Annotated in this window: 19 protein-coding genes; 16 read left to right on the plus strand and 3 right to left on the minus strand. The window is 70.0% G+C overall.

The features are described 5' to 3' along the window. From JJ691_RS01515 to JJ691_RS01565, 12 genes are all read left to right on the plus strand, one after another. A complete protein-coding gene (locus JJ691_RS01515; protein ID WP_211766989.1) occupies positions 1 to 462 on the plus strand; it encodes a phage tail protein in 462 nt (153 codons plus the stop codon). Next, positions 459 to 848, plus strand: coding sequence for a phage tail assembly protein (locus JJ691_RS01520; RefSeq protein ID WP_249227614.1), 390 nt, complete (start codon positions 459 to 461; stop codon positions 846 to 848). The genes JJ691_RS01515 and JJ691_RS01520 overlap by 4 nt, the downstream gene beginning before the upstream one ends. A gap of 17 nt (positions 849 to 865) precedes the next feature. Then, positions 866 to 1,012 (plus strand): DUF6760 family protein, encoded by a 147-nt coding sequence (locus JJ691_RS52875; RefSeq protein ID WP_331474454.1) that lies wholly within the window; start codon positions 866 to 868, stop codon positions 1,010 to 1,012. A gap of 136 nt (positions 1,013 to 1,148) precedes the next feature. Then, on the plus strand, positions 1,149 to 3,074 hold the full coding sequence (locus JJ691_RS01525; RefSeq protein WP_211766990.1) for an eCIS core domain-containing protein: 1,926 nt from the start codon (positions 1,149 to 1,151) through the stop codon (positions 3,072 to 3,074). Positions 3,075 to 3,084: 10 nt separating this feature from the next. Then, positions 3,085 to 3,549 (plus strand): phage tail protein, encoded by a 465-nt coding sequence (locus tag JJ691_RS01530; protein ID WP_211766991.1) that lies wholly within the window; start codon positions 3,085 to 3,087, stop codon positions 3,547 to 3,549. 4 nt (positions 3,550 to 3,553) lie between these two features. Further along, on the plus strand, positions 3,554 to 4,006 hold the full coding sequence (locus JJ691_RS01535; RefSeq protein ID WP_211766992.1) for a phage tail protein: 453 nt from the start codon (positions 3,554 to 3,556) through the stop codon (positions 4,004 to 4,006). After that, entirely contained in the window at positions 4,003 to 4,791 is a 789-nt protein-coding gene (locus JJ691_RS01540; RefSeq protein WP_211766993.1) for a LysM peptidoglycan-binding domain-containing protein, read from the plus strand. Before JJ691_RS01535 ends, JJ691_RS01540 begins: the two co-directional genes overlap by 4 nt. Further along, positions 4,788 to 6,728, plus strand: a complete 1,941-nt coding sequence (locus JJ691_RS01545; RefSeq protein WP_211766994.1) for a phage baseplate assembly protein V — start codon at positions 4,788 to 4,790, stop codon at positions 6,726 to 6,728. Before JJ691_RS01540 ends, JJ691_RS01545 begins: the two co-directional genes overlap by 4 nt. Positions 6,729 to 6,740: 12 nt before the next feature. Then, on the plus strand, positions 6,741 to 7,148 hold the full coding sequence (locus JJ691_RS01550) for a GPW/gp25 family protein (protein ID WP_211771218.1): 408 nt from the start codon (positions 6,741 to 6,743) through the stop codon (positions 7,146 to 7,148). After that, positions 7,148 to 9,094 (plus strand): putative baseplate assembly protein, encoded by a 1,947-nt coding sequence (locus JJ691_RS01555; RefSeq protein ID WP_211766995.1) that lies wholly within the window; start codon positions 7,148 to 7,150, stop codon positions 9,092 to 9,094. The genes JJ691_RS01550 and JJ691_RS01555 overlap by 1 nt, the downstream gene beginning before the upstream one ends. Then, on the plus strand, positions 9,094 to 9,633 hold the full coding sequence (locus tag JJ691_RS01560; protein WP_211766996.1) for a phage tail protein I: 540 nt from the start codon (positions 9,094 to 9,096) through the stop codon (positions 9,631 to 9,633). Before JJ691_RS01555 ends, JJ691_RS01560 begins: the two co-directional genes overlap by 1 nt. Before the next feature lie 590 nt (positions 9,634 to 10,223). Continuing rightward, positions 10,224 to 11,135, plus strand: coding sequence for a zinc ribbon domain-containing protein (locus JJ691_RS01565; RefSeq protein WP_211766997.1), 912 nt, complete (start codon positions 10,224 to 10,226; stop codon positions 11,133 to 11,135). Between the two features lie 52 nt (positions 11,136 to 11,187). On the opposite strand, the gene JJ691_RS01570 is transcribed toward JJ691_RS01565, so the two are convergent. Next, on the minus strand, positions 11,188 to 11,991 hold the full coding sequence (locus tag JJ691_RS01570; RefSeq protein WP_211766998.1) for an HNH endonuclease signature motif containing protein: 804 nt from the start codon (positions 11,989 to 11,991) through the stop codon (positions 11,188 to 11,190). 270 nt (positions 11,992 to 12,261) lie between these two features. Next, positions 12,262 to 14,721, minus strand: coding sequence for a choice-of-anchor D domain-containing protein (locus JJ691_RS01575; protein ID WP_211766999.1), 2,460 nt, complete (start codon positions 14,719 to 14,721; stop codon positions 12,262 to 12,264). A gap of 154 nt (positions 14,722 to 14,875) precedes the next feature. Here JJ691_RS01575 and JJ691_RS01580 point away from each other — a divergent pair, with 154 nt between their 5' ends. The 4 genes from JJ691_RS01580 (at position 14,876) to JJ691_RS01595 (ending at position 18,371) form a co-directional block, all read left to right on the plus strand. Then, a complete protein-coding gene (locus tag JJ691_RS01580; RefSeq protein ID WP_211767000.1) occupies positions 14,876 to 16,141 on the plus strand; it encodes a COG1470 family protein in 1,266 nt (421 codons plus the stop codon). 10 nt (positions 16,142 to 16,151) lie between these two features. Further along, positions 16,152 to 16,628 carry a J-domain-containing protein gene (locus JJ691_RS01585; RefSeq protein ID WP_211767001.1) on the plus strand — a complete coding sequence of 159 codons (477 nt, stop codon included), beginning with the start codon at positions 16,152 to 16,154 and terminating at the stop codon, positions 16,626 to 16,628. A gap of 151 nt (positions 16,629 to 16,779) precedes the next feature. Next, positions 16,780 to 17,406 carry an HD domain-containing protein gene (locus JJ691_RS01590; protein WP_211767002.1) on the plus strand — a complete coding sequence of 209 codons (627 nt, stop codon included), beginning with the start codon at positions 16,780 to 16,782 and terminating at the stop codon, positions 17,404 to 17,406. Continuing rightward, positions 17,403 to 18,371, plus strand: a complete 969-nt coding sequence (locus JJ691_RS01595) for a GlxA family transcriptional regulator (RefSeq protein WP_211767003.1) — start codon at positions 17,403 to 17,405, stop codon at positions 18,369 to 18,371. The genes JJ691_RS01590 and JJ691_RS01595 overlap by 4 nt, the downstream gene beginning before the upstream one ends. A 204-nt stretch (positions 18,372 to 18,575) precedes the next feature. On the opposite strand, the gene JJ691_RS01600 is transcribed toward JJ691_RS01595, so the two are convergent. Beyond that, positions 18,576 to 19,232 (minus strand): hypothetical protein, encoded by a 657-nt coding sequence (locus tag JJ691_RS01600; RefSeq protein ID WP_211767004.1) that lies wholly within the window; start codon positions 19,230 to 19,232, stop codon positions 18,576 to 18,578. Positions 19,233 to 19,244 lie beyond the last annotated feature (12 nt).

A 19,244-nucleotide genomic window follows, 5' to 3' on the forward strand; every position in this document is an offset into this window, starting at 1 on the left:
ATGCCCTCCGGACTCGGTCCCAACCAGCCGAGCGACGCGCTCACCGCGGCCCGCTTCTCCATCACCATCGACGGCTACGAGATCGCCTCGTTCGCCGAGCTGCTCGGCATCACCACCGAGGTCGAGGCGGTCGAGCTGATGGAGTCTACCGACAAGGCCGTGGTGCTCAAGAAGCTGCCCGGCAAGACCAAGCCGCCGACCCTGGTCCTCAAGCGCGGCAAGAACTCCAGCATGGAGCTGTGGGCGTGGCACGAGGCCGTGCTCAACGGCGACATCGTGGCCGCCCGCAAGAGCTGCTCGCTGGTCATGTACTCCACCGACGGCAAGCCCGTGGCCCGCTACCACCTCGAGCACGCGTGGCCGTCCAAGCTGGAGATCGGTGGCCTCAAGGCCGGCGCCAGCGAGGTGCTGATGGAGACCGTGACGTTGGTGTGCGAGCACATCCAGCGGGTCGCGCCGTGACCGCCGTGCAGGAGACCTTGCGCACCGAGTACCCGTTCACCCTGCCCCGCGGCTACGTCGACGAGAACGGCCGGGTGCACCGCAGCGGGATCATGCGCCTGGCCACCGCCCGCGACGAGATCACCACCCAGGCCGACCAGCGCTCCAAGCAGAACCCGGCGTATCTCACGGTTCTGCTGCTGGAGCGCACGGTCACCGAGCTCGGCGAGCTGTCCGCCGTGGACACGTTCGTTATCGAGAACCTGTTCGCCTCGGACCTGGCGTTCCTCCAGGACCTGTACCGCCGGATCAACCAGGACGGCCACACCGAGGTCGCCGTGAGCTGCCCGCACTGCGGCAAGGACTTCGGGGTTGACATCGCCGGTGATGCGCCGGGGGGATCCTGACGTGCGCGGCTGACCGGATCTGGGAGGAAGTCGCGTACGTGGCCTACTACCTGCACTGGACCTTCGCGTCGATCCTCGACCTGGAGCATCCCGTGCGGCAGCGGATGATCGCCGAGATCGGCAGGATCCACACCCAGCTGGCCGACCAGAACGCCGGAGTCTGAGGGTCTCCAAGACCCACAAACTCCGTCGTGAGACACCGGTGACGACTACAAACCCCGACCGTGTTTGGGGCGGTTGGCGACCCGATTCCGGGTGGTTTGTAGGTCTTGGAGACACCCAAACAGGGAGGAGGGGCGGATGCGCTGGCCGTTTCGCAGGCGGGCCGCGGAGTCGGGGAACCCCGAGCCGGTGGCCGTCGAGCGCCCGCAGCACCGGGAGTGGTCGGCGCTTCCGCCGCTGCCGGGCACCTTCGGCGCGCAGGCGCCGCTGGTGATCGGCCCGGCCCCGGTGCTTCCGCCGCTGCCCGGCCGGCGCGAGCCGATGCCGGCCAGTGAACCGGTGCTGCGCGGTTCGGTGCAGGGCATCGCCTCCGTGATCAAACCGGTGCGGTTCGATCGCGAGGCGGCCGAGGTCGTGCACCGGCCGGTCCGCCGACGGCCCGTTGTCGTGACGCCGATCGAGCCGGTCCCACTGACCTATGTGGACGACCAGCACGTGTCGGAGCCCCGTGAGCCCAAGGTTCCGCATCGCGCCCCGGCCTGGCTGCGCTACACCCCGCCGGCTTGGATGACGCAGCAGAACGAGGAGCCGGGCGGCCTGCCCGATCTGGGGCTTCCCTTGCCCATCATGGAAACCCCGCCGCCGCCCCCACCTCCGCCACCGGCCCCGGTGGTGCGGCCGAAGCCGGAGCGGCGGGCGAATCTGGGCCAGAGCCGCCGGCTCGGGCTGGGCGCACCGATCTCGTCGGCGACCCAGCCGGCTGCGGACGACCCGGCCCCTGAGGAGCCCGCCCCAGCGCTGATCCATGAACCAGCCTCGGTGGCCCAAGAACCCGCCCCGCTCGTGCACGAGCCCGCCCCGGTGACCCATGAGTCGGTGCCAGCAGAACTCGCCACCGCCATGCGGCAGACGCACAACGTCGAGGTCGCGGACGTGCCAGTGGTGCGCGGCCCGGTGGTCTCGGCCGAGGCTCGATCCCACGGCGCGCGGGCCTTCACCCGCGCCGGCAAGGTGCATCTGCCGGACGAGGCCGGCCCGCTGACCTCGCCGAAGGCCCGCGGCCTGATCGCACACGAGCTCGTGCACGCGGTCCAGCAGCGCACCCTCGGCCTGTCACTGCCGTCCCCATCCTCTGATCACGGCCAGGCCCTGGAGGCGGAAGCCGTTGCCGCGGAACGCTTCTACGCCGGCGAGGCGGCGGAGCCGCCGCCCCTGATCCACGCCCCGCGGCTCACTCCGAGCTTCACCGCCGACACCCACACCCAGCTCGCCCCGACCACCGTGCCGACGACCACGGGGCCGACGACTACGCCAACCACCTCGACGCCGCCCCAGCAGGTGATCGACACCCGGGTCCGTGAGGAGGTCGACCGCGTCGCCACCGACACGGCCCGCCGCGTCGTCCAACAGGAGTGGCAGAACCCCTCGCTCACCCCGCAACAACGCCAGGCCCTCGGCCTGCCACCACCAGGCCAACAGCAGCAATCGCAGGCACAGCAACAACAGCAAGAGGACCAATCCGATCCGACCGCCGGCTACCTCGAAGCGGCGGTGTTGTCGCGCCTGCGACCGTCGGCGGCGCGGCACGTCCCGCCGAGCGTCACACCCCAGACAACCCAATCGTCCCACGGACCGTTGCCGCAGAGCACCGCGGCAACGGTTCAGCCGCAGTCGCAGCAGGCCGTCCAACAGCAGCAACCACAACAAGATCAGGAGCAGGACGCGCCGGCCGACTCCACCGCCGGTTACCTGGAGGCCGCCGTGCTCGGCCGGCTCAGCCGCAACGGCCACCACCTGCATCGGGAAACCGTGCAGCACCAACAACAACCGCAGCAGACCACCCAGCAACAGAGCCAGTCACCGCAGTCCCGGTCCGCCCCGCCAACCGCCGCCGCCCACACAGCCGCGACGACCACTGCCGCCGCCACACCTCACCAGGTCGACATCAACGACCTCGACCTGGAGGAACTGTCGGCCCGGCTCTACACCCGCCTGCGCAGCCGGCTGCGGCTGGAGCTGCTGGTCGACCGGGAACGCGCCGGCCAGCTGAGCGATTACCGATAGGGGAGAAGACATGCCACTCAACGACCAGTCGGTGATCGGCCTGGCCAACCGGTTCACCGTCAAGGTGACACCGGGCGAGCACGACCTGGGCAGCTGGACCAAGGCCGAGGGCCTGGACGTGACGTGGGACGTCGCCGACTACCGGGCCGGCGACGCCGGCAACCAGCGCTGGTACTTCCCGGCCGCCACCAAGTACAGCCACGTCCGGCTGTCCCGGGCTGCCGCCAAGGACGACTCGCAGAAGGTCAAGGACTGGCTCAGCCAGACCTCCTTCCACCACAAGGGCGGCATGGAGGTCCAGATCGTGCTGCACGACTCGTCCACCCAGAAGGTGCTGGACTGGCACCTCAAGAACGCCATGCCGGCCAAGTGGTCCATCGCCAACTTCGAGGCCGGCGGCAGCGCCGTGGCCATCGAGACACTGGAGATCGTGCACGAGGGCTTCCTCGACGACGACGTCAGCTACGGGGGCTGAGGACATGCCGCTGACCCCGATGTCCATGCTGGGCCTGGTCACCCGCTTCCACGTCTCGGTCGACGGCGTCGACCTCGGCGGCTGGGCGCGCTGCTCGGGACTGAGCGTGGACTTCAAGCCCGAGCCCTGGTACGAGGGCGGCAACTACCAGCACCCGACCTACCTGCCCGGCCAGTTGGAATACCCGCCGATCACCTTGCAGCGGGCCATGAGCGCGCAGGACACGCCCCGCGTGCAGGCGTGGCTGAGCCAGAAGGCACAGAGCTGGGTGAACGCCGACAGCAGCGGCGGCGGGGGCACCGCCACCATCACTCTGTTCGACGCCAAGGCGGCCCGGGTGGCCAGCTGGACGCTGCGCAACGTCTACCCGAGCAAGTGGGACGGGCCCGAGTTGGACGCCCGAACCCTCGGCGTGGCCATCGAAAGCCTGCAACTCGTGCACGAGGGGTTCCTATGACCGGGGCGCTGGGCGCCATCGCGGGCGCCGCCGACATCGCGGCTGGCGCGGCCATCGGGGCCGCGGCGCTGGCCGGCGCGCGGGTGCCGGCGATGCTGCGCTGCACCGACCCGGCCAACTTCGGCGTGGTGCCGTTCGACTTCAACCCGAAGAAGATCGGCATGTCCCGGCAGGGCTCGTACGGCAACCGCTCCACGCCGACCGCCAGCAACGGCAGCAGCAACGCCATGGTCACGCAGAACGTGCGCAACTCCAAGATCACCGTCAACGAGGTGAAGCTGGAGGGCGTGACCACCAAGATGCGCTGCGACACTCTGTTGGGCTGGATGGCCCCGGGCAGCGCGCTCAACCTGGTCGGCATGGTGGCCGCGCTGGCCGGCGCCAACCTGACGACCGAGCCGCCGGTGCTGACCTTCCAGTGGGGCCCGCCGATGATCGGCTTCATGTACAGCGTGCGGATGACCAGCTGCGACATCAGCTACGAGCGCTTCACCTCGGCCGGCATCCCCATCCGCGCGATGCTGAACCTGACCCTGCAAGAGGTTCCCAGCCTGTTGGGCAGCCTGCCGATGAACCCGACCTCCGGCGGCCGGCCTGGCCGGCGCACGCACACCCTCGGCGAGGGCGAGACGTTGCAGTCCATCGCCACCGCCAACTACGGGACTCCCGCGCTGTGGCGGCGGATCGCCGAGGTCAACGGCATCGACGACCCGTCCCGCGTGCGGCCCGGCACCACCGTGTACCTGCCCAACGCCGACGAGCTGACGTCCGGGAGCCGGCGATGATGCCCGGCGGCCTGATCGGCCAGTCCACCGCGATCGTCTGGCCGACGATCAAGACCGGCGCGGTCGTGGGTCTGCCGCTTTCCCCGCTGGTGCAGGGAAATCTGGTGCGTGCGGTGGTGGACACCCATCTGCACCTGCCCGACATGTTCGAGCTGACGTTTCTCGACGAAGCCGGCACCGTCACCGACGACGCCGGCCTGGCCATCGGCGCCGCGGTGGAGATCCTCGCCGGCGACGCCACCAGCACCGGCACCACCTCGCTGATCAAGGGTGAGGTCACCGCCATCGAGGCGATCTGCGCGGACTCCCTGATATACACCGTGATCCGCGGCTACGAGAAGGCCCACCGGCTGCAGCGGGCCCGCCGCACCCGGACCTTCCTCAACATGAAGGACTCCGACATCGCCCGGCAGATCGCCAACCACGCCGGGCTGGACGTCGGCACCATCGACGAGTCCGACACCACCCACACCCACATCGCCCAGGTCGCCCAGACCGACTGGGAGTTCCTGATCGCCCGGGCGCGGGAGATCGGTTTCGAGACCGGCGTCGTCGGCGGGGAGTTCTTCTTCCGCAAGGCTTCCGGCCAGCCCAGCGGCGGTCTCGGCGGTGCGCTGGACACTCTGTCCAGCCTCACCGGTATCGGCGCCGGGCCCACGCTGACGTTCAAGGACAACCTGATCACCTTCCTGCCTCGGATCTCCGCCGCGAACATCACGCCGGACGTCGAGGTCCGGGTCTGGGACGCCAAATCGGCCCGGGTGGCCGTGGGTTCCGCGTCGGCGGCCACCGGCACCGCCCAGATCGACGGCGAGGATCCCGGCCAGCTGGCCAACTCGTTCACCGACGGCCTGCTACCGCCGCTGCCGCACTTGCCGGCCCTGCCGCCGATTCCGGGCCTGCCGCATATCGACTTCGGCTCCTCGCCCAGCAACACCGCCTTCGTGGTCGTCGACCGTCCACTCGCGACCGGCTCGGCCGCCGACTCCGCCGCCGACGAGGCAGCGAAGGGTTTGGCCGATCACATCGCCAGCACCTTCGCCGAGGCCGAGGGAACTGCCGTCGGTGACCCGCGCATTCAGGCCGGCGTCAAGGTTTCCGTGGCGCACGTGCCCAAGCAGTTCGCCGGCAGCTGGACCGTGACCAACGCCAAACACGTCTTCGATCCCGCCGAAAACGGCTACCACACGCGGTTCTACGTCAGCGGCCGGCAGGATCGCTCCCTGCTCAAACTCGCCTCCGGTGGCACGCAACAGCATCCTGGCTTGTCGGGCCTGGTCTGCGGGGTGGTCACCAACTCCAACGACCCGGACAGCAAGGGCAAGGTCAAGGTCGCCCTGCCCTGGCTGTCGCCGGACTACGAGTCGGACTGGGCCCGGGTCGTGCAGCTCGGGGCCGGTCGGCGCAGCGGGCTGGTGTTCCTGCCCGAGGTCGGCGACGAAGTGTTGCTGGGCTTCGAGTTCGGCGACCCGCGCCGGCCGTACGTGATCGGCGGTCTGGTCAACGACAACTCCTCCTACGAGCCGCTGAGCTCCGCGGTCAACGGCTCCGGCTCGGTGGTCAAGCGGGGCATCACCTCGCCCGCCGGCAACGGTTTGCTGCTGGCGGACGACCTTCCGCCGGGACCGCCCGGGGCCGCGCCACCGACCACGTCGTCGATCACGCTCGGCACCGGCGACGGCAACCTGGGCCTGGCCATCGACCAGGTCGGCGGCACCGTGACGCTGACGTGCAAACCGGCCCCGCCGGCCAGCCGCACCCCGGCCGGCTCGCTGGTCATCGACTGCTCCGGCGCGGGCTCCATCGAGATCAAGGCCGGCGCCGGCGGCCTGAAGCTCACCAGCGACGGGCAGCTCGAACTGTCAGGCCAGGCCGGGGTCAAGATCTCCAGCTCGGCCGTGGTCGAGGTGCAGGGCTCGCTGATCAAGCTGAACTGAGAAGAGGCAGTGGTGTCACAGGACTTCGTCGGCGCCGGGTGGGCGTTCCCGCTGGGCGTGTCGCCGCGCGGCGGCATCGAGCTGGTCCGCCGCGAGGTGGAGCTGGAGCAGGCCATGCGGCTGATCCTGGCCACCTATCCCGGCGAGCGCCCCATGCGGCCGGCGTTCGGCAGCCGGCTGCGGGACTTCGTGTTCCGGCCGGCCGACGCCGCCACGGCGGCCGAGCTGGCCGAGGAGGTCCGCAACGCACTGCTGCGCTGGGAGGCCCGGGTCGACGTCGAACTGGTCGACGTGCGGCCGGACACCGATGACCGCAGCGTGCTCTACATCGACATCAGCTACCGGATCAAGCACACCAACGACCGCCGCAACCTGGTGTTCCCGTTCTACACCATCCCCGAGGACGGGAGTGACTACTGATGGCCCTGCCCGTGCCCAACCTCGACGACCGCCGGTTCCAGGACCTGGTGGACGACGCCAAGCGGATGGTGATGCGCCGCTGTCCGGAGTGGACAGACCACAACGTGTCCGACCCTGGCGTGACGCTGATCGAGACCTTCGCGTACATGACCGACCAGCTCCTGTTCCGGCTCAACCAGGTGCCCGACCGGATGTACGTGAAGTTCCTCGACATGATCGGCCTGCGGCTGATCCCCGCCACCCCCGCCGAGGTTCCCGTCACCTTCTGGCTGTCGGCGCCCGCCATCACCTCCGTCGGCGTCGCCACCGGCACCAGCGTCGCCACCCCGCGCACCGACCTGGAGGAGTCGATCCTGTTCAGCACCAGGCGTGATCTCCAGATCGTGCCGTGCGCCCTGAGCCAGGTCGCGACCGTGGTGGACGACGACTCTCCCGTCGAACGGACCGAGGAACTCAAGCTGGGCCGCTCCTTCCCGGCTTTCAGTTCGGTTCCGCAGGTCGGCGACGTGCTGTTGGTCGGATTGACCGATCCCGTGCCGAGCTGCGTCGTACGCCTGGACTTCGACTGCCACGTTGAGGGTGTCGGCGTGCATCCCGAACAGCCGCCGCTGGTATGGGACGCGTGGACCGGGGCCGGCTGGACGGAGTGCTTGGTCAGTCGGGACGACACCGGCGCCCTGAACAAGGCCGGCGGTGTCCTCGTCCACGTTCCCGACAACCACGAAGCATCTGTCCTCATTGGACAACGCGCCGGCTGGCTGCGCGCCCGTGTTGTCGAGGTTTCCGAAGGCTTTCCCACTTACAGCGACTCCCCGGTCATCATGGGCTTGTCCGCGTCCACCGTCGGTGGCACCGTTGCGGCCATCCACGCCGAGATCGTCGACGTCGAACTGCTGGGCATGTCCGAAGGCGTTGCCGGGCAACAGTTCCACCTGAGCCGTTCCCCGCTGCTCGGCGGGGTCGCCTCGCCCCTGGTTGAGGTCAGCTCGTCCGACGGTTGGCAGGAGTGGCGTCAGGTCAGCGGTTTCGCCTGGAGCGGTCCCACCGACCGTCATTACGTGCTCGACGAGGTCGCTGGCACCGTCACCTTCGGTCCCGCCGTCCGTGACGCCGACGGCAGCCTCCGCCAACACGGTGCCGTCCCCGAAGCCGGCGAGTCCGTTCGCATCCGCCGCTACGCCACCGGCGGTGGCCGGCTCGGCAACGTCGGCAAGGGCACCATCCGCACCCTCAAGTCGTCCATTCCGTTCGTGGACCGCCTCGAGAACCTGGAGTTCGCCAAGGGCGGCGTCGACGCCGAGACCATCGACGAGGCCAAGGCTCGCGGCCCGATTCTGTTGCGCACCCGCAGCCGCGCCGTCACCGCCGAGGACTACGAGGCCATCGTCGCCGAGATCGCCCCCGAGCTCGCTCGCGTCCGCTGCGTCACCGCCGGCGAGGACGACGTCCAGGCCGGCGCTGTTCGGGTCCTGGTCGTTCCCGCCGCCTCCGAGACCGACGGCATCAAACTCGGCGAGCTCGTCCCCGACGAGGACATGCTCCGCCGTATCGCCGCCCACCTCGACCAGGTCCGCCTCATCGGCACCCGGGTCCTCGTCGAACCGCCTCGCTACCGCGGTGTCACCGTCGTCGCCCGCCTCATCGCCCGTCCCCGCGTCGACACCTCTCGGGTCCGTTCCGACGCCCTCTCGGCGTTGTACGCCTACTTGAATCCCATCAGCGGCGGTCCCGACGGCACCGGCTGGCCCTTCGGCCGCCCCGTCCCCGCCGGCGAGATCTTCGGCCTCCTCCAACGCATCCGCGGCGTGGACATGGTCGAAGACGTTCGCCTCTTCGGTGCCAACCCCGTCACCGGCGTCCGCGAGTCCGAGAGCCCCCGCATCGAACTCGACCCGTGCAGCCTCGTGTTCTCCTTCGCCCACCAGGTCCGAGTGGAGCAATCCTGATGCGTGGCACCGTTCCCGGCCTTCCGACCGCCGTCCCCCTGTCGGCGATGCTGCCCGGCATCTACCAGGAGGACCCCTTCACCGTCCGCTTCGTCGCCGGCTTCGACGACGTCCTCGCCCCGATCCTGTCCACTTTGGACTGCCTGCCTTCGTACTTCGACCCTGCGTTGGCCCCCGAGGACTTCCTCGGCTGGCTCGCCGGCTGGGTCGGGCTGGAGCTGGACGAGTCGTGGCCCGTCTCCCGGCAGCGGGCCGCCATCGCCCATGCCGCCCAGATGTACCGCATGCGGGGCACCGTCTCCGGTCTGCGTGACAACCTCGAAGTCCTCACCGGCGGCCACGTGCAGGTCGCCGACAGCGGCGGCGTCGCGTGGTCCGTCACCCCCGGGGCCGGGTTCCCCGGCCAGGACCATCCTCGCCTGGCCGTCCGTGTTTCCGTGGCCGACCCGTCGGCCGTGTCCGTCAGTGCCGTCGACGCCGTCGTGTCCGCCGCCAAGCCGGCCCACGTCGTGCACCGGGTGGAGGTGGTTGCCCCGTGATCGTCTGCCGCAGCTGTGGTTTCCACAACCGTGACGCCGACTCCTTCTGCGGCTCGTGCGGTGAGTTCCTGGAGTGGACCGGCGAGAAGGTCGCCCCCAAGCCGCCTCCCGCCGCTGAGCCCGAGCCCGAGGAACCAGCCCCCGCCAAGCGCAGCCTCCTGGAGCGCATCCAGTCCCTTGTCTACCTCGACGTCGGCGAGCGCGACCCCCTGCCCGCCCAGAGCGGTCCCATGGGCGGCCCCCCTCGCCCACCTGGCCCTCCCGGCATCGGCGGCCCACCCCGCCCGCCGGGCCCTCCTGGCCCTCCCGGCGTCGGCGGTCCTCCTCGTCCTCCAGGTCCGCCTGGCCCTCCTGGCGCTGGTGGTCCTCCGCGTCCGCCCGGACCTCCTGGTCCGCCCGGGGCCGGTGGTCCGCCGGGCCCGCCCAGCTCCCCGTCCGCCGGTGGTCCTCCGCGTCCGCCCGGCCCTTCCGGCGCTGGTGCTCCTGCCGGCCCCGCAGCCAGCTCAGTCAGCCCACCCACGCCTACTGGCCCTCCCGGCCCTGCCCCCGATTCCTCTCTTCAACTTCCGGTGCCCACCCCTCAACCTCCCGTGGAGGCCGCGCTCGTCGTGCCCGTCGGGGAGTCCACCTCCACCCCGCCCAAGCCCGACTCTCTTTCCGTCCTTCCTGAGCGTGAGCAGAAGCGCCCCACTGCCGTAGTCAAGAAGCCGCCGTCGCGGCGGCTGCGTCCGGGGGACCTGGTCTGTGGCGACTGCGGCGAGGGCAATGCCGACACCCGGAAGTTCTGCAGCCGGTGTGGGGCGGCGCTGCTCACCGCCGAGGTGGTGAGGACGCCGTGGTGGCGGAAGATCCTGCCCAAGCGCAAGGTGAAGGTGCGCAAGGCGCTGGAGCGCACCGCCAAGGACCGTAGGGCGAAGACCACGGCCGCCGGCTCGGCGTTCCGGGCCGTGTTCAAGACGGTCCGGGCGCTGGTGGCGGTTGTGCTGGTGCTGGGCGGCGTCGCCTACGGCTCGCTGCCCGCGGTGCGGACCTGGGTGAACAACCAGGTGGCCTCGTGGCAGCAGGACGCCCAGTCGGCCCTGGAACTCACCTATTCCCCGGTCCACCCGACCAAGGTCACCGCCACCTTCGAGGAGCCGACCCATCCCGCGGATCTGGTGGCGGACAGCGTCAGCAACACCTTCTGGGCCGCCCCCACCACCAAGGGCGAGGTCACCCTGGTCTTCACCTTCGACCGACCCGTGAACGTCGACAAGGCCATCATCCAGAACGGCGACAACGACAAGTTCGACCAGACCTTCCGCGCGGAGCGCCTGCACCTGGTGTATTCCACCGGCAAGACCGAGGACCTCCAGCTGAAGGATCAGCCCGACCCGCAGGAGCTCACCCTCCAGAACGGCCACAACGTGACCAGCATCGAGCTGCACGTGACGGCGACCTACCAGTCCCTGCACGGCACCGACCTGGCGATCAGCGAGATCGAGCTATTCCAACGCAGTTGACCCAGGCCGCCCCGGGCGCTCTTCGCCCGGGGCGGTGAACTGCGGCCGCCCCTCAACGATCTGCATGGTCCATCTGCTGTGGTGCATCAGCCTGTGGTGCATTCCGCACACCAGAACCAGATTGTCCAGGCTCGTCGGCCCGTCGGTCAGCCCAGTGGATCACATGATGCGCGTGACACTGCCGGGGTCTCCTCAGACACCCCGGAAACGCGCACCCTTTGTCCCGGATGATCAGCGCCCGCCGTATCTGGTTCGGTATCGTCCGGCTCGCCCGGCCGATGTCCAGCGGCTCCGACTTGGCCCCCAGCACCACCCGCATCACCTTGCTGTCGCAGGCGATCCGTCGCGCCGAGGCCGCGTCCATCGGCCCCATGCCCTCCACGTCGGCCGTGCCGCGCTGCTCCTGAAAGTCCTTCAGCGACATGGTCAGCGCCAGATGCGGCCGTTCCCCACCCGCCTCCGGCAGGTCCTCGCTGCCAGCGGCCAGATCGATGATCTCCGCCAACGCGTCGCCTTGCCGCTCCGCCGTGGTGCGGGTGTCGCTGGCCGAGGTCGGCTTGGCCAGTGGGTCGATCAACGCCGCCCATTTGGCCCCGGTCTCCGGGTCGACCTTGCCGCGAAACACCACCGACCCGTCCTTCCGGCTGGCCAGATGCAACTCGCGCTTCGGCTCCGCCAACTCCCGGTCCTCGGGCTCCTTGCCATCCTGATCGAGCAGCAGAAGGATCCGCCGCGCGACCATCTCCACCAGCAGCACATACGCCTTCCGGCGCTCCTCTTGCGCTTCCCCGCAGACACGCCACAGCGACACTTCGTCCATCCGCCACGCGGCAGAGGCTTCCAAGGTCGCCGTCATGCCCCCATTCTACTGCGCTGACCTGCAGTTTTCCCTTTGCGTGCCAACGAATACCCATGTGGGTGACATGTAAGGATAGCGCTTTCCAAGAGCAATCGACCACTCAACGCAACCGAACGACGAAACCCAACGCCCACCCTCGTCCTAAGCCCTCTGTAGACGCGACCACCCACTCAACCGACGCCGCCCCACCCAACCCAATCACCTACCTCAGCCGCGCGACACAAACCCGCCACGACATCGCGGCGGGTTTGTGGCTACATCAAAGCCTCAGTGCCGGTACTCGTACCCTGGCGCCACCAGACTCCCTGGTGCCACCAACAAATCAGCGGTCCCGGCTACCGCCGGCGCGGCCCCGTTGACCGAGGCCTGCACTGTTCGGGGTCCGAGTTCGCTCAACGGGAATACCAGCAAGGACGTGGTGAAGGTGCCGTTGACGTCGGACTGGGCGCTGGCGGTCTCGGGGAAGCCGTTGAGGTAGGCGACGGCGATGGGGCTGGACGCTGCGAAGCCAGTGCCAGTGACGGTGATGACCGCGCCTGGTGCCCCGACACCGGGGCTGACCTTGACAGTCGGAATCGTCACCGAGCCGCTCAGGGCGACGAGGTGGGGTGAACCGGCGGCATCGTCGTCGAACTTCAGCGCGGCGGTTCGCTGGTCGGGGGTGGTCGCGGGGGCAGCCCGGCCGGTGGGGCTGTATTTGACGGTGACCTGGCAGGACTGTCCGGGTTGGACGGTGGTGCAGCCGTTTGAGCTCACGGTGAAGTCACCGGCCTGTTGTCCGGCTGTGATCGAAACACCGCCGATCACCAGCGGAGAAGCGCCGCCGTTCACCACTGTGACGGTCTTCTGGACGTTCTTGGCCAGTGGCAGTTGCTGGCCGAAGTCCAGGGGGTCGGGGCCGGCGGCGAACTGGGGAGGCTTCTGGACAGCCTGAGCGCCGATGCCACGAAGGTCCACTGTGTACGTCTTGCCGGTCGCCTTGGCCCGCAGCGTCAGGGTTCCGGTCTTGGCGACGGTGTCGGTGGGGCTGAATCTCACGGTCGCCAGGCAGGTGTCGGCGCCGTTCAAGGGGGCCTTGGTGCAGGTCTGGCCGCCCAGGGAGAAACCGGCCCCGCCGACGGAAACCTGGTCGAAGCCGAGGGGGCCGAAGCCGGTGTGGTGGATGGTGGCGGTGCGCTCGGCGGTCTGGCCGACGGTGACGGTGCCGAAGTCGACGGGATCAGCGAGCAGCCCCGGCTGGAAGGTGCGGACGAAGGAGTCGGTGGACTTGTTGCTGTCGGCGGCGATCAGGTCGTCGGCGGCGGAGTCGAAGGCGACGGAGCCGCCGTCGCCGGACAGCACGGGGAACAGGCTGTCGCCGTCGCCGGGGGCGGACTTGAGGTTGGCCGACGCCAGCTCGGGGTGTTGTGCGGTTAGCAGGTTGACGACAACGACCTGGCACGGCTGGTAGGTCGGGGTCTGGGCGGACGACGACTGGGCCAGGGCGGACTTGGCGCGCAGTTCCAGCGGCTGCGGGTGGAAGCAGTTGTACTGCTCCTGTGGCCCGGTGCTCTCGGTGATCTCCGGACTGTCGGTGACGAACGCCAGGTAGTGCCCGTCGGCGGACAGCGCTGGGTACTTGCCGTCGTGCTCCTTGCCGGCGAAATCCTTGGACACCACGGAAGTGGTCGCGACAGCGCCAGGACCGGAGGCTCGATCGACCAGGTGCACGAGGGCGGTGTCGGCGGTGTCGGTGACGCTGGTGAACGCGACGTGCCGGCCGTCGGCGCCGACGGTGGGCTCGAAGTACTGGGCCCGGGAGTTCAGCGGATCGCCGTTGACATCGACGTCCAGCCGGGTGATTTTGTTGCTGCGCAAGTCGATGCCGACGATGGCGTAGAAGTCGCCGTCGGTCTGGGTCGACATGTACCGCACCGAGGCGACGAGCTGGTTGCCGTCGGCGGACAGCGCCGGATCGCAGAAGTCCTCGGTACGGGAGGAAGGCAGCGGCAGGGTCTGGTTCACGGAGTCGCTGGCCGCGGGGGCGATCAGGGCGCCGGTCGGCGTCTTGTGCAGGGTCGTGGTGACCAGGGTTTCCTGTTGCACGGCCTGGGTGTAGCAGCCGAAGCCGTCGATCCAGGCCAGCCGGCCGGCGTCACCGGACAGCCGTGGCGCGTGCGCGGCCACTCCGCCATCGCCGTGGGGAGTCGTGCCGGCCGGCAGCACGCTGACCGTGGTGAACGCGCACGGGCTCTGGAACTTGCCGGTATTGCTGGGATCCCGGTCGCACACGACGATCGCGCTGCGGCCGTCGCCGACTCCGGCGGTGATGTTGTTGGCCTCGGTGGTGAACGCGATGTACCGCCCATCGGCGGAGATCGACGGCTCGTCGTTGTCCCCTGTGGACGGTTGGATGGCGCCCTCGAGGTCCGTGCCGGCGCTGATCAAGGTGGTGGTGCCGGCGACCAGATCCCGCACGTACACGTCCCGGTGCCGGCTGTTGCGGTCCAACGGATCCAGCTCCAGGCCGACGAACGCCACATAGCGACCGTTCGCCGAGATGGCGGACTGGGCGCCGCCGCCGGGCGCCTGGGATCCGTTGTTCAGCACGGAGGCGCGTACGGTCGTGCCGGGCGACACCGCCGCGACCGCGGCCGGCCCCTGGCCGACCACCAGCAGCACGGTCGTGGCCAGGAGACCGACCGCCGCCAACAGGGCGAGCAGGGGCCCGCGCACATGCAAGCTCATGGGCCAGAAGCTAGGGCAGCGCCCGCGGGAACCGCCCCGGCCAACAGGCGGCCTTCGGGCCGCCGTCACTCGCCCCTAGGTGCGAACCGGGTTGCCCCGCGGCGCTCCCGAACGTCGCTGCCCCCGATGGTGCCAGCGCACGACACTTTTCGCCATGGGTGCCATCACGTCGCTCGAACAGCCGAGCCTGGCCGTCAATCCCGGCGAGCAGGCCCACTGTGTCGTGCAGATCCGCAACACCGGCAGCATCGTGGACCAGTTCGCCGTGGACGTCATCGGCGACGCGCAGCAGTGGGCGACCGCCGAGCCGCGCGTCGTGAACCTGATGCCCGGCGACGTGGGCACCGTGGCGCTGACCTTCGCCCCGCCGCGCGGCCCCGAGGCCCGTTCCGGCCTGACCCCGTTCGGCGTGCGCGTCAAGTCCCGGGAGGACCCGGAGGGCTCGGTGGTGGAGGAGGGAGCCATCACCGTCGCCCCGTTCACCGAGCTGCGGGCCGAGGTCACGCCGCGCACCTCGCACGGCCGGCTGCGCGGCCGGCACGAGCTGGTGATCGACAACCTGGGCAACTGCCCGGCCGAGGTCGAACTCATCGCCACCGACTCCGAGGAACGGCTGTCCTTCCGCTTCCGGCAGCCGACGCTGACCGTCGAGCCCGGCACGGCGGCGTTCGTGCCGTTCAGCGCCACCCCGCACAAGCGGTTCCTGCGCGGCGCGGAGCGCAAGCACCAGTTCCAGGCCACGGTGCTGACCACCGGTGGCGAGCCGGTCTCGGCCGACGGCGCGTTCATCCAGAACCAGTTGCTGCCCAAGTGGTTGCTGCCGGCGTTGGCCGCGCTGCTGGCGTTGCTCATCCTGGCCGTCGTGTTGTGGTTCACGGTCGTCAAGCCGGAGGTGCAGTCGACGGCCAAGCAGGCGGCCCAGGAACAGGTCACGCCGGTCATCTCGATCGCCGACCAGGCGCAGCAGCAGGCTTCCTCGGCGCAGCAGCAGGCCGCGCAGGCCCAGCAGGCGGCCAACGGCGGCGCGGCGCCGAAGCCGGGCACGGGCGCCGGCGCCGGCGCCGGCGACATTCCCGGCACGGACACCGACTTCCGCATCGTGGCCAACGCCCCGGTGACCTCGAATGCCAACGACTTCAAGAAGTTCGGCATGGACACGCCGCCGCCGGCGGACAAGACCCTTGTGGTCACCGACTTCCTGCTACAGAACCCGTACGGCGACACCGGCATCATCCGGATCCAGCGGGACAACCAGGTGCTGGCCGAGTTCGGGCTGGGCAACTTCCGGGCCTTCGACTACCACGTGGGCCAGACCTGGCGGTTCGCCCCCGGGCAGCACCTGGTGATCACCGTCAACTGCGCGTCGGCGACCTCCGGCACCTGCCGCAGCTCCGCCTCGTTCTCCGGGAAAATCCAGTAGAATCGGGCATATGACGGAACGCCGGCCGGCTGGCATGAACTTCGAGTCATGGCTGGACAAGCAGATCCGTGAGGGGGAGCAGCGGGGGGAGTTCGACAACCTTCCGGGCCAAGGGAAACCGCTGCCCGACCGCGGTGAGCTGCGCGACCCCGAGTGGTGGGCGCGCAGCTTCCTGGCGCGGGAGGGCGGTCCGACCGACGCGCTGCTGCCGGAGTCGCTGCAGCTGCGCAAGGAAGTCGAGCGGCTCGCGGATACCGTGCGGGACATGCCGGCCGAGCGGCTGGTGCGGGAGCACGTCGCCGAGCTGAACAAGCGGATCGTGGCCTGGCTGCGCTCGCCGAGCGGCCCACATGTCCGGGTGGGGCCGGTGGACGCCGATGAGGTCGTCACGCAGTGGCAGGCGGCCCGGCGCAAGCCGGTCGCGACGGTGGAAAAGGCTTCGGAGCCGGGGAAGAAGCGGCGCTGGTGGCAGCGCCGGACGGCCTGACCCAGGACCTTCCTGATGCCGGGAAGGGGGCTTTCCTGGCGTTGGACGCGTGGAGTGCCCCCTTCCGAGCAGGGGCGGATGTCCTGATTCGTGGGTATCGTGGCCTGATGGACACGGGTCGGGCGGGGTGTGACGGATCAGGATCGAGGGCATGACAACGATCCAGATTCCCGACACCAAGCTGGCCCGGGCGACCACGGAGTTCGTCCGCGAGCAGACCAGCGACCTGGTCTATGACCACTCCCGGCGGGTCTTCTACTGGGGCAGCCTCCAGGGTCGCAACCGGGACCTGAGCTTCGACCCGGAGCTGCTGTACATCGGCGCGATGTTCCACGACATCGGTCTCGGCGAGGAGCACCGGGGCAGCGGCCGCCGGTTCGAGGTGGACGGGGCCGAGGCGGCCCGCGACTTCCTGCGCACCCACGGCGTTCCCGACGACAGCATCCGTCGCGTGTGGACGGCCATCGCCCTGCACACCACGCCGGGCATCCCGGAGTACATGGAGCCGGAGGTGGCGCTGCTGACGGCGGGCGTCGAGTACGACGTGCTGGGCATCGGCTACCACGACATCGACCCCGAGGTCCGCGCCGAAGTGGTGAAGCAGCACCCGCGGCCGGACTTCAAGCGCCGCATCCTGGCGGCCTTCACCGAGGGCATCGCCCCGAAGCCGGAAACGACGTTCGGCAATGTCAAGGCGGACGTCCTAGCCCACTACACCAAGGGTTTCCAGCGCGGCGACTTCGTGGACACGATCCTGAACTCGGACTGGCCGGAGTGAGCCCGCACCTGGTGGTCGTGCTGGCCTTCGACGGCGTGCAGCTGCTCGACGTCGCCGGTCCGGTCGACGTCCTCAACAGCGCCAACGAACTTGGCCACGGCGTTGACTACCAGGTCCTGATCGCCTCGGTCACCGGCGCGCCGGTCCGCACCTCGGCCGGCGTGAAGATCGCCGCCGACGCCGCGTACGCCGAGGTCCCGAGAAAGGTCGGCACGGTGATCGTGCCGGGCCGGCCGGACTGGCAGCGGGCGGTCGCGGACCAGCCGCTGATCGACGCCGTGCGGCAGCTGGCCAAGCGGTCGCAGCGGGTCGCCGGCGTGTGCGCGGGCGCCTTCCCACTGGCCGAGGCCGGCCTGCTGGACGGCCGCCGCGCGGCCACCCACTGGCAGCTCGCCGACGACCTGGCCCGCCGCTACCCGGACGTCACGGTGGAGCCGGATCCGCTGTTCGTGCGGGACGGCAAGATCATCACCTCGGCGGGCGTCACCGCCGGCATCGACCTGACGGTGTCCCTGGTCGAGGACGACCACGGCGCCGACCTGGCCCGGGCGGTGGCCCGCCAGCTGGTGGTGTTCATGGCCCGGCCCGGCGGCCAGTCCCAGTTCAGCGCCCGCCTGGGCCCGCGCAATCCGCGCAGCGACGCCGTCCGCCAGGTGATGGACATGATCGTCGCGGATCCGGGCGGTTCGCACCGGCTCGCCGAGCTGGCCGCCCGGGTCGGCGTGAGCGGCCGTCACCTGGCCCGGCTGTTCACCGCGGAGATCGGCCGCACCCCGGCCGAGTTCGTGGACACGGTCCGGGTGGAGGCGGCCCGCGCGCTGCTGGAGGGCGGCACCGACTCGGTGGAGCTGATCGCCGGGCGGGTCGGCCTGGGCTCGGCGGAGACCCTGCGGCGGCTGTTCCTGCGCACGCTCTCGGTCACGCCGACCGCCTACCGGGCCCGGTTCCGCACGTCCCGGCGCTGACGTTGTTCGCGAACCGTTTGTTCACCACCGATCGGCGACACCGAACACCGCATTCGGTCTACACCTGACGACGCGGCGCCGGAGGCCCGATCGGGGGGACCTCCGGCCGCCGCGCCAGGGGGTGGGGCGATGGCGCAGCTCGTGGCCGTGGCGGTGATCGCACTGCTGGCCTACGGCATCGTGCGGCTGTCAGCCACCAACAGGTCAGTCCGCGACGAACTCCAGGTGCCCGTAGCTGACCGTGGCCTTCGACCAGGACGCGCCGAGCACGCCGACGAACTTCTGGATCGAGCCCAGCTCCGACTTGTCGGCGATCAGGGCCAGCCGGTCGCCGTCGGCCGTGACCGACCCGCCGCCGAGCTCGTCGCGCAGCACCGGGTCTGCGGCCAGGCCGTTGAACAGCTGCTGCACGGTGACGCCGGGCACCTCGACCTCGACCGAGTCGGCGCCGGCCTGTGGGAGGTACTGGAACGTGAGCACCGATTCCTGGTCGTACTGCTTGCGAATCACGGACGCGATGTGGTGCAGACCGGCCGCGCTGACGTGGTCCACATCGAACTCGCGGGACCGCTCGTAGGTGGCGGTCTTCAGGTCGTCGGACCAGAACACGCCGTTGAGCAGCGTGCTGCACCCCGGCCACGCCCCGTTGGCGGCGATGGTGGCCTGGACCTGGGCGCCGAACCGGACGAGCCGGTCGGACAGCCGCGGGTCGTTCGGGTCGGTGATGGTGGCGGTGTTGTTCGTCGCGAAGATCTCGGCCGTCGGCTGGTGGTGGCCGACGGGGACGGCGGCGGCTTCCGGCGCGAGTCCGGCGGTGATCGCGACTACCGCCAGCGCGACGAGGATGGGCCGTCGTGACATGGTGCTCCCCTC

It is taken from the genome of Kutzneria sp. CA-103260, from assembly GCF_018263855.1.
In the GTDB taxonomy this organism is placed as follows: domain Bacteria; phylum Actinomycetota; class Actinomycetes; order Mycobacteriales; family Pseudonocardiaceae; genus Kutzneria.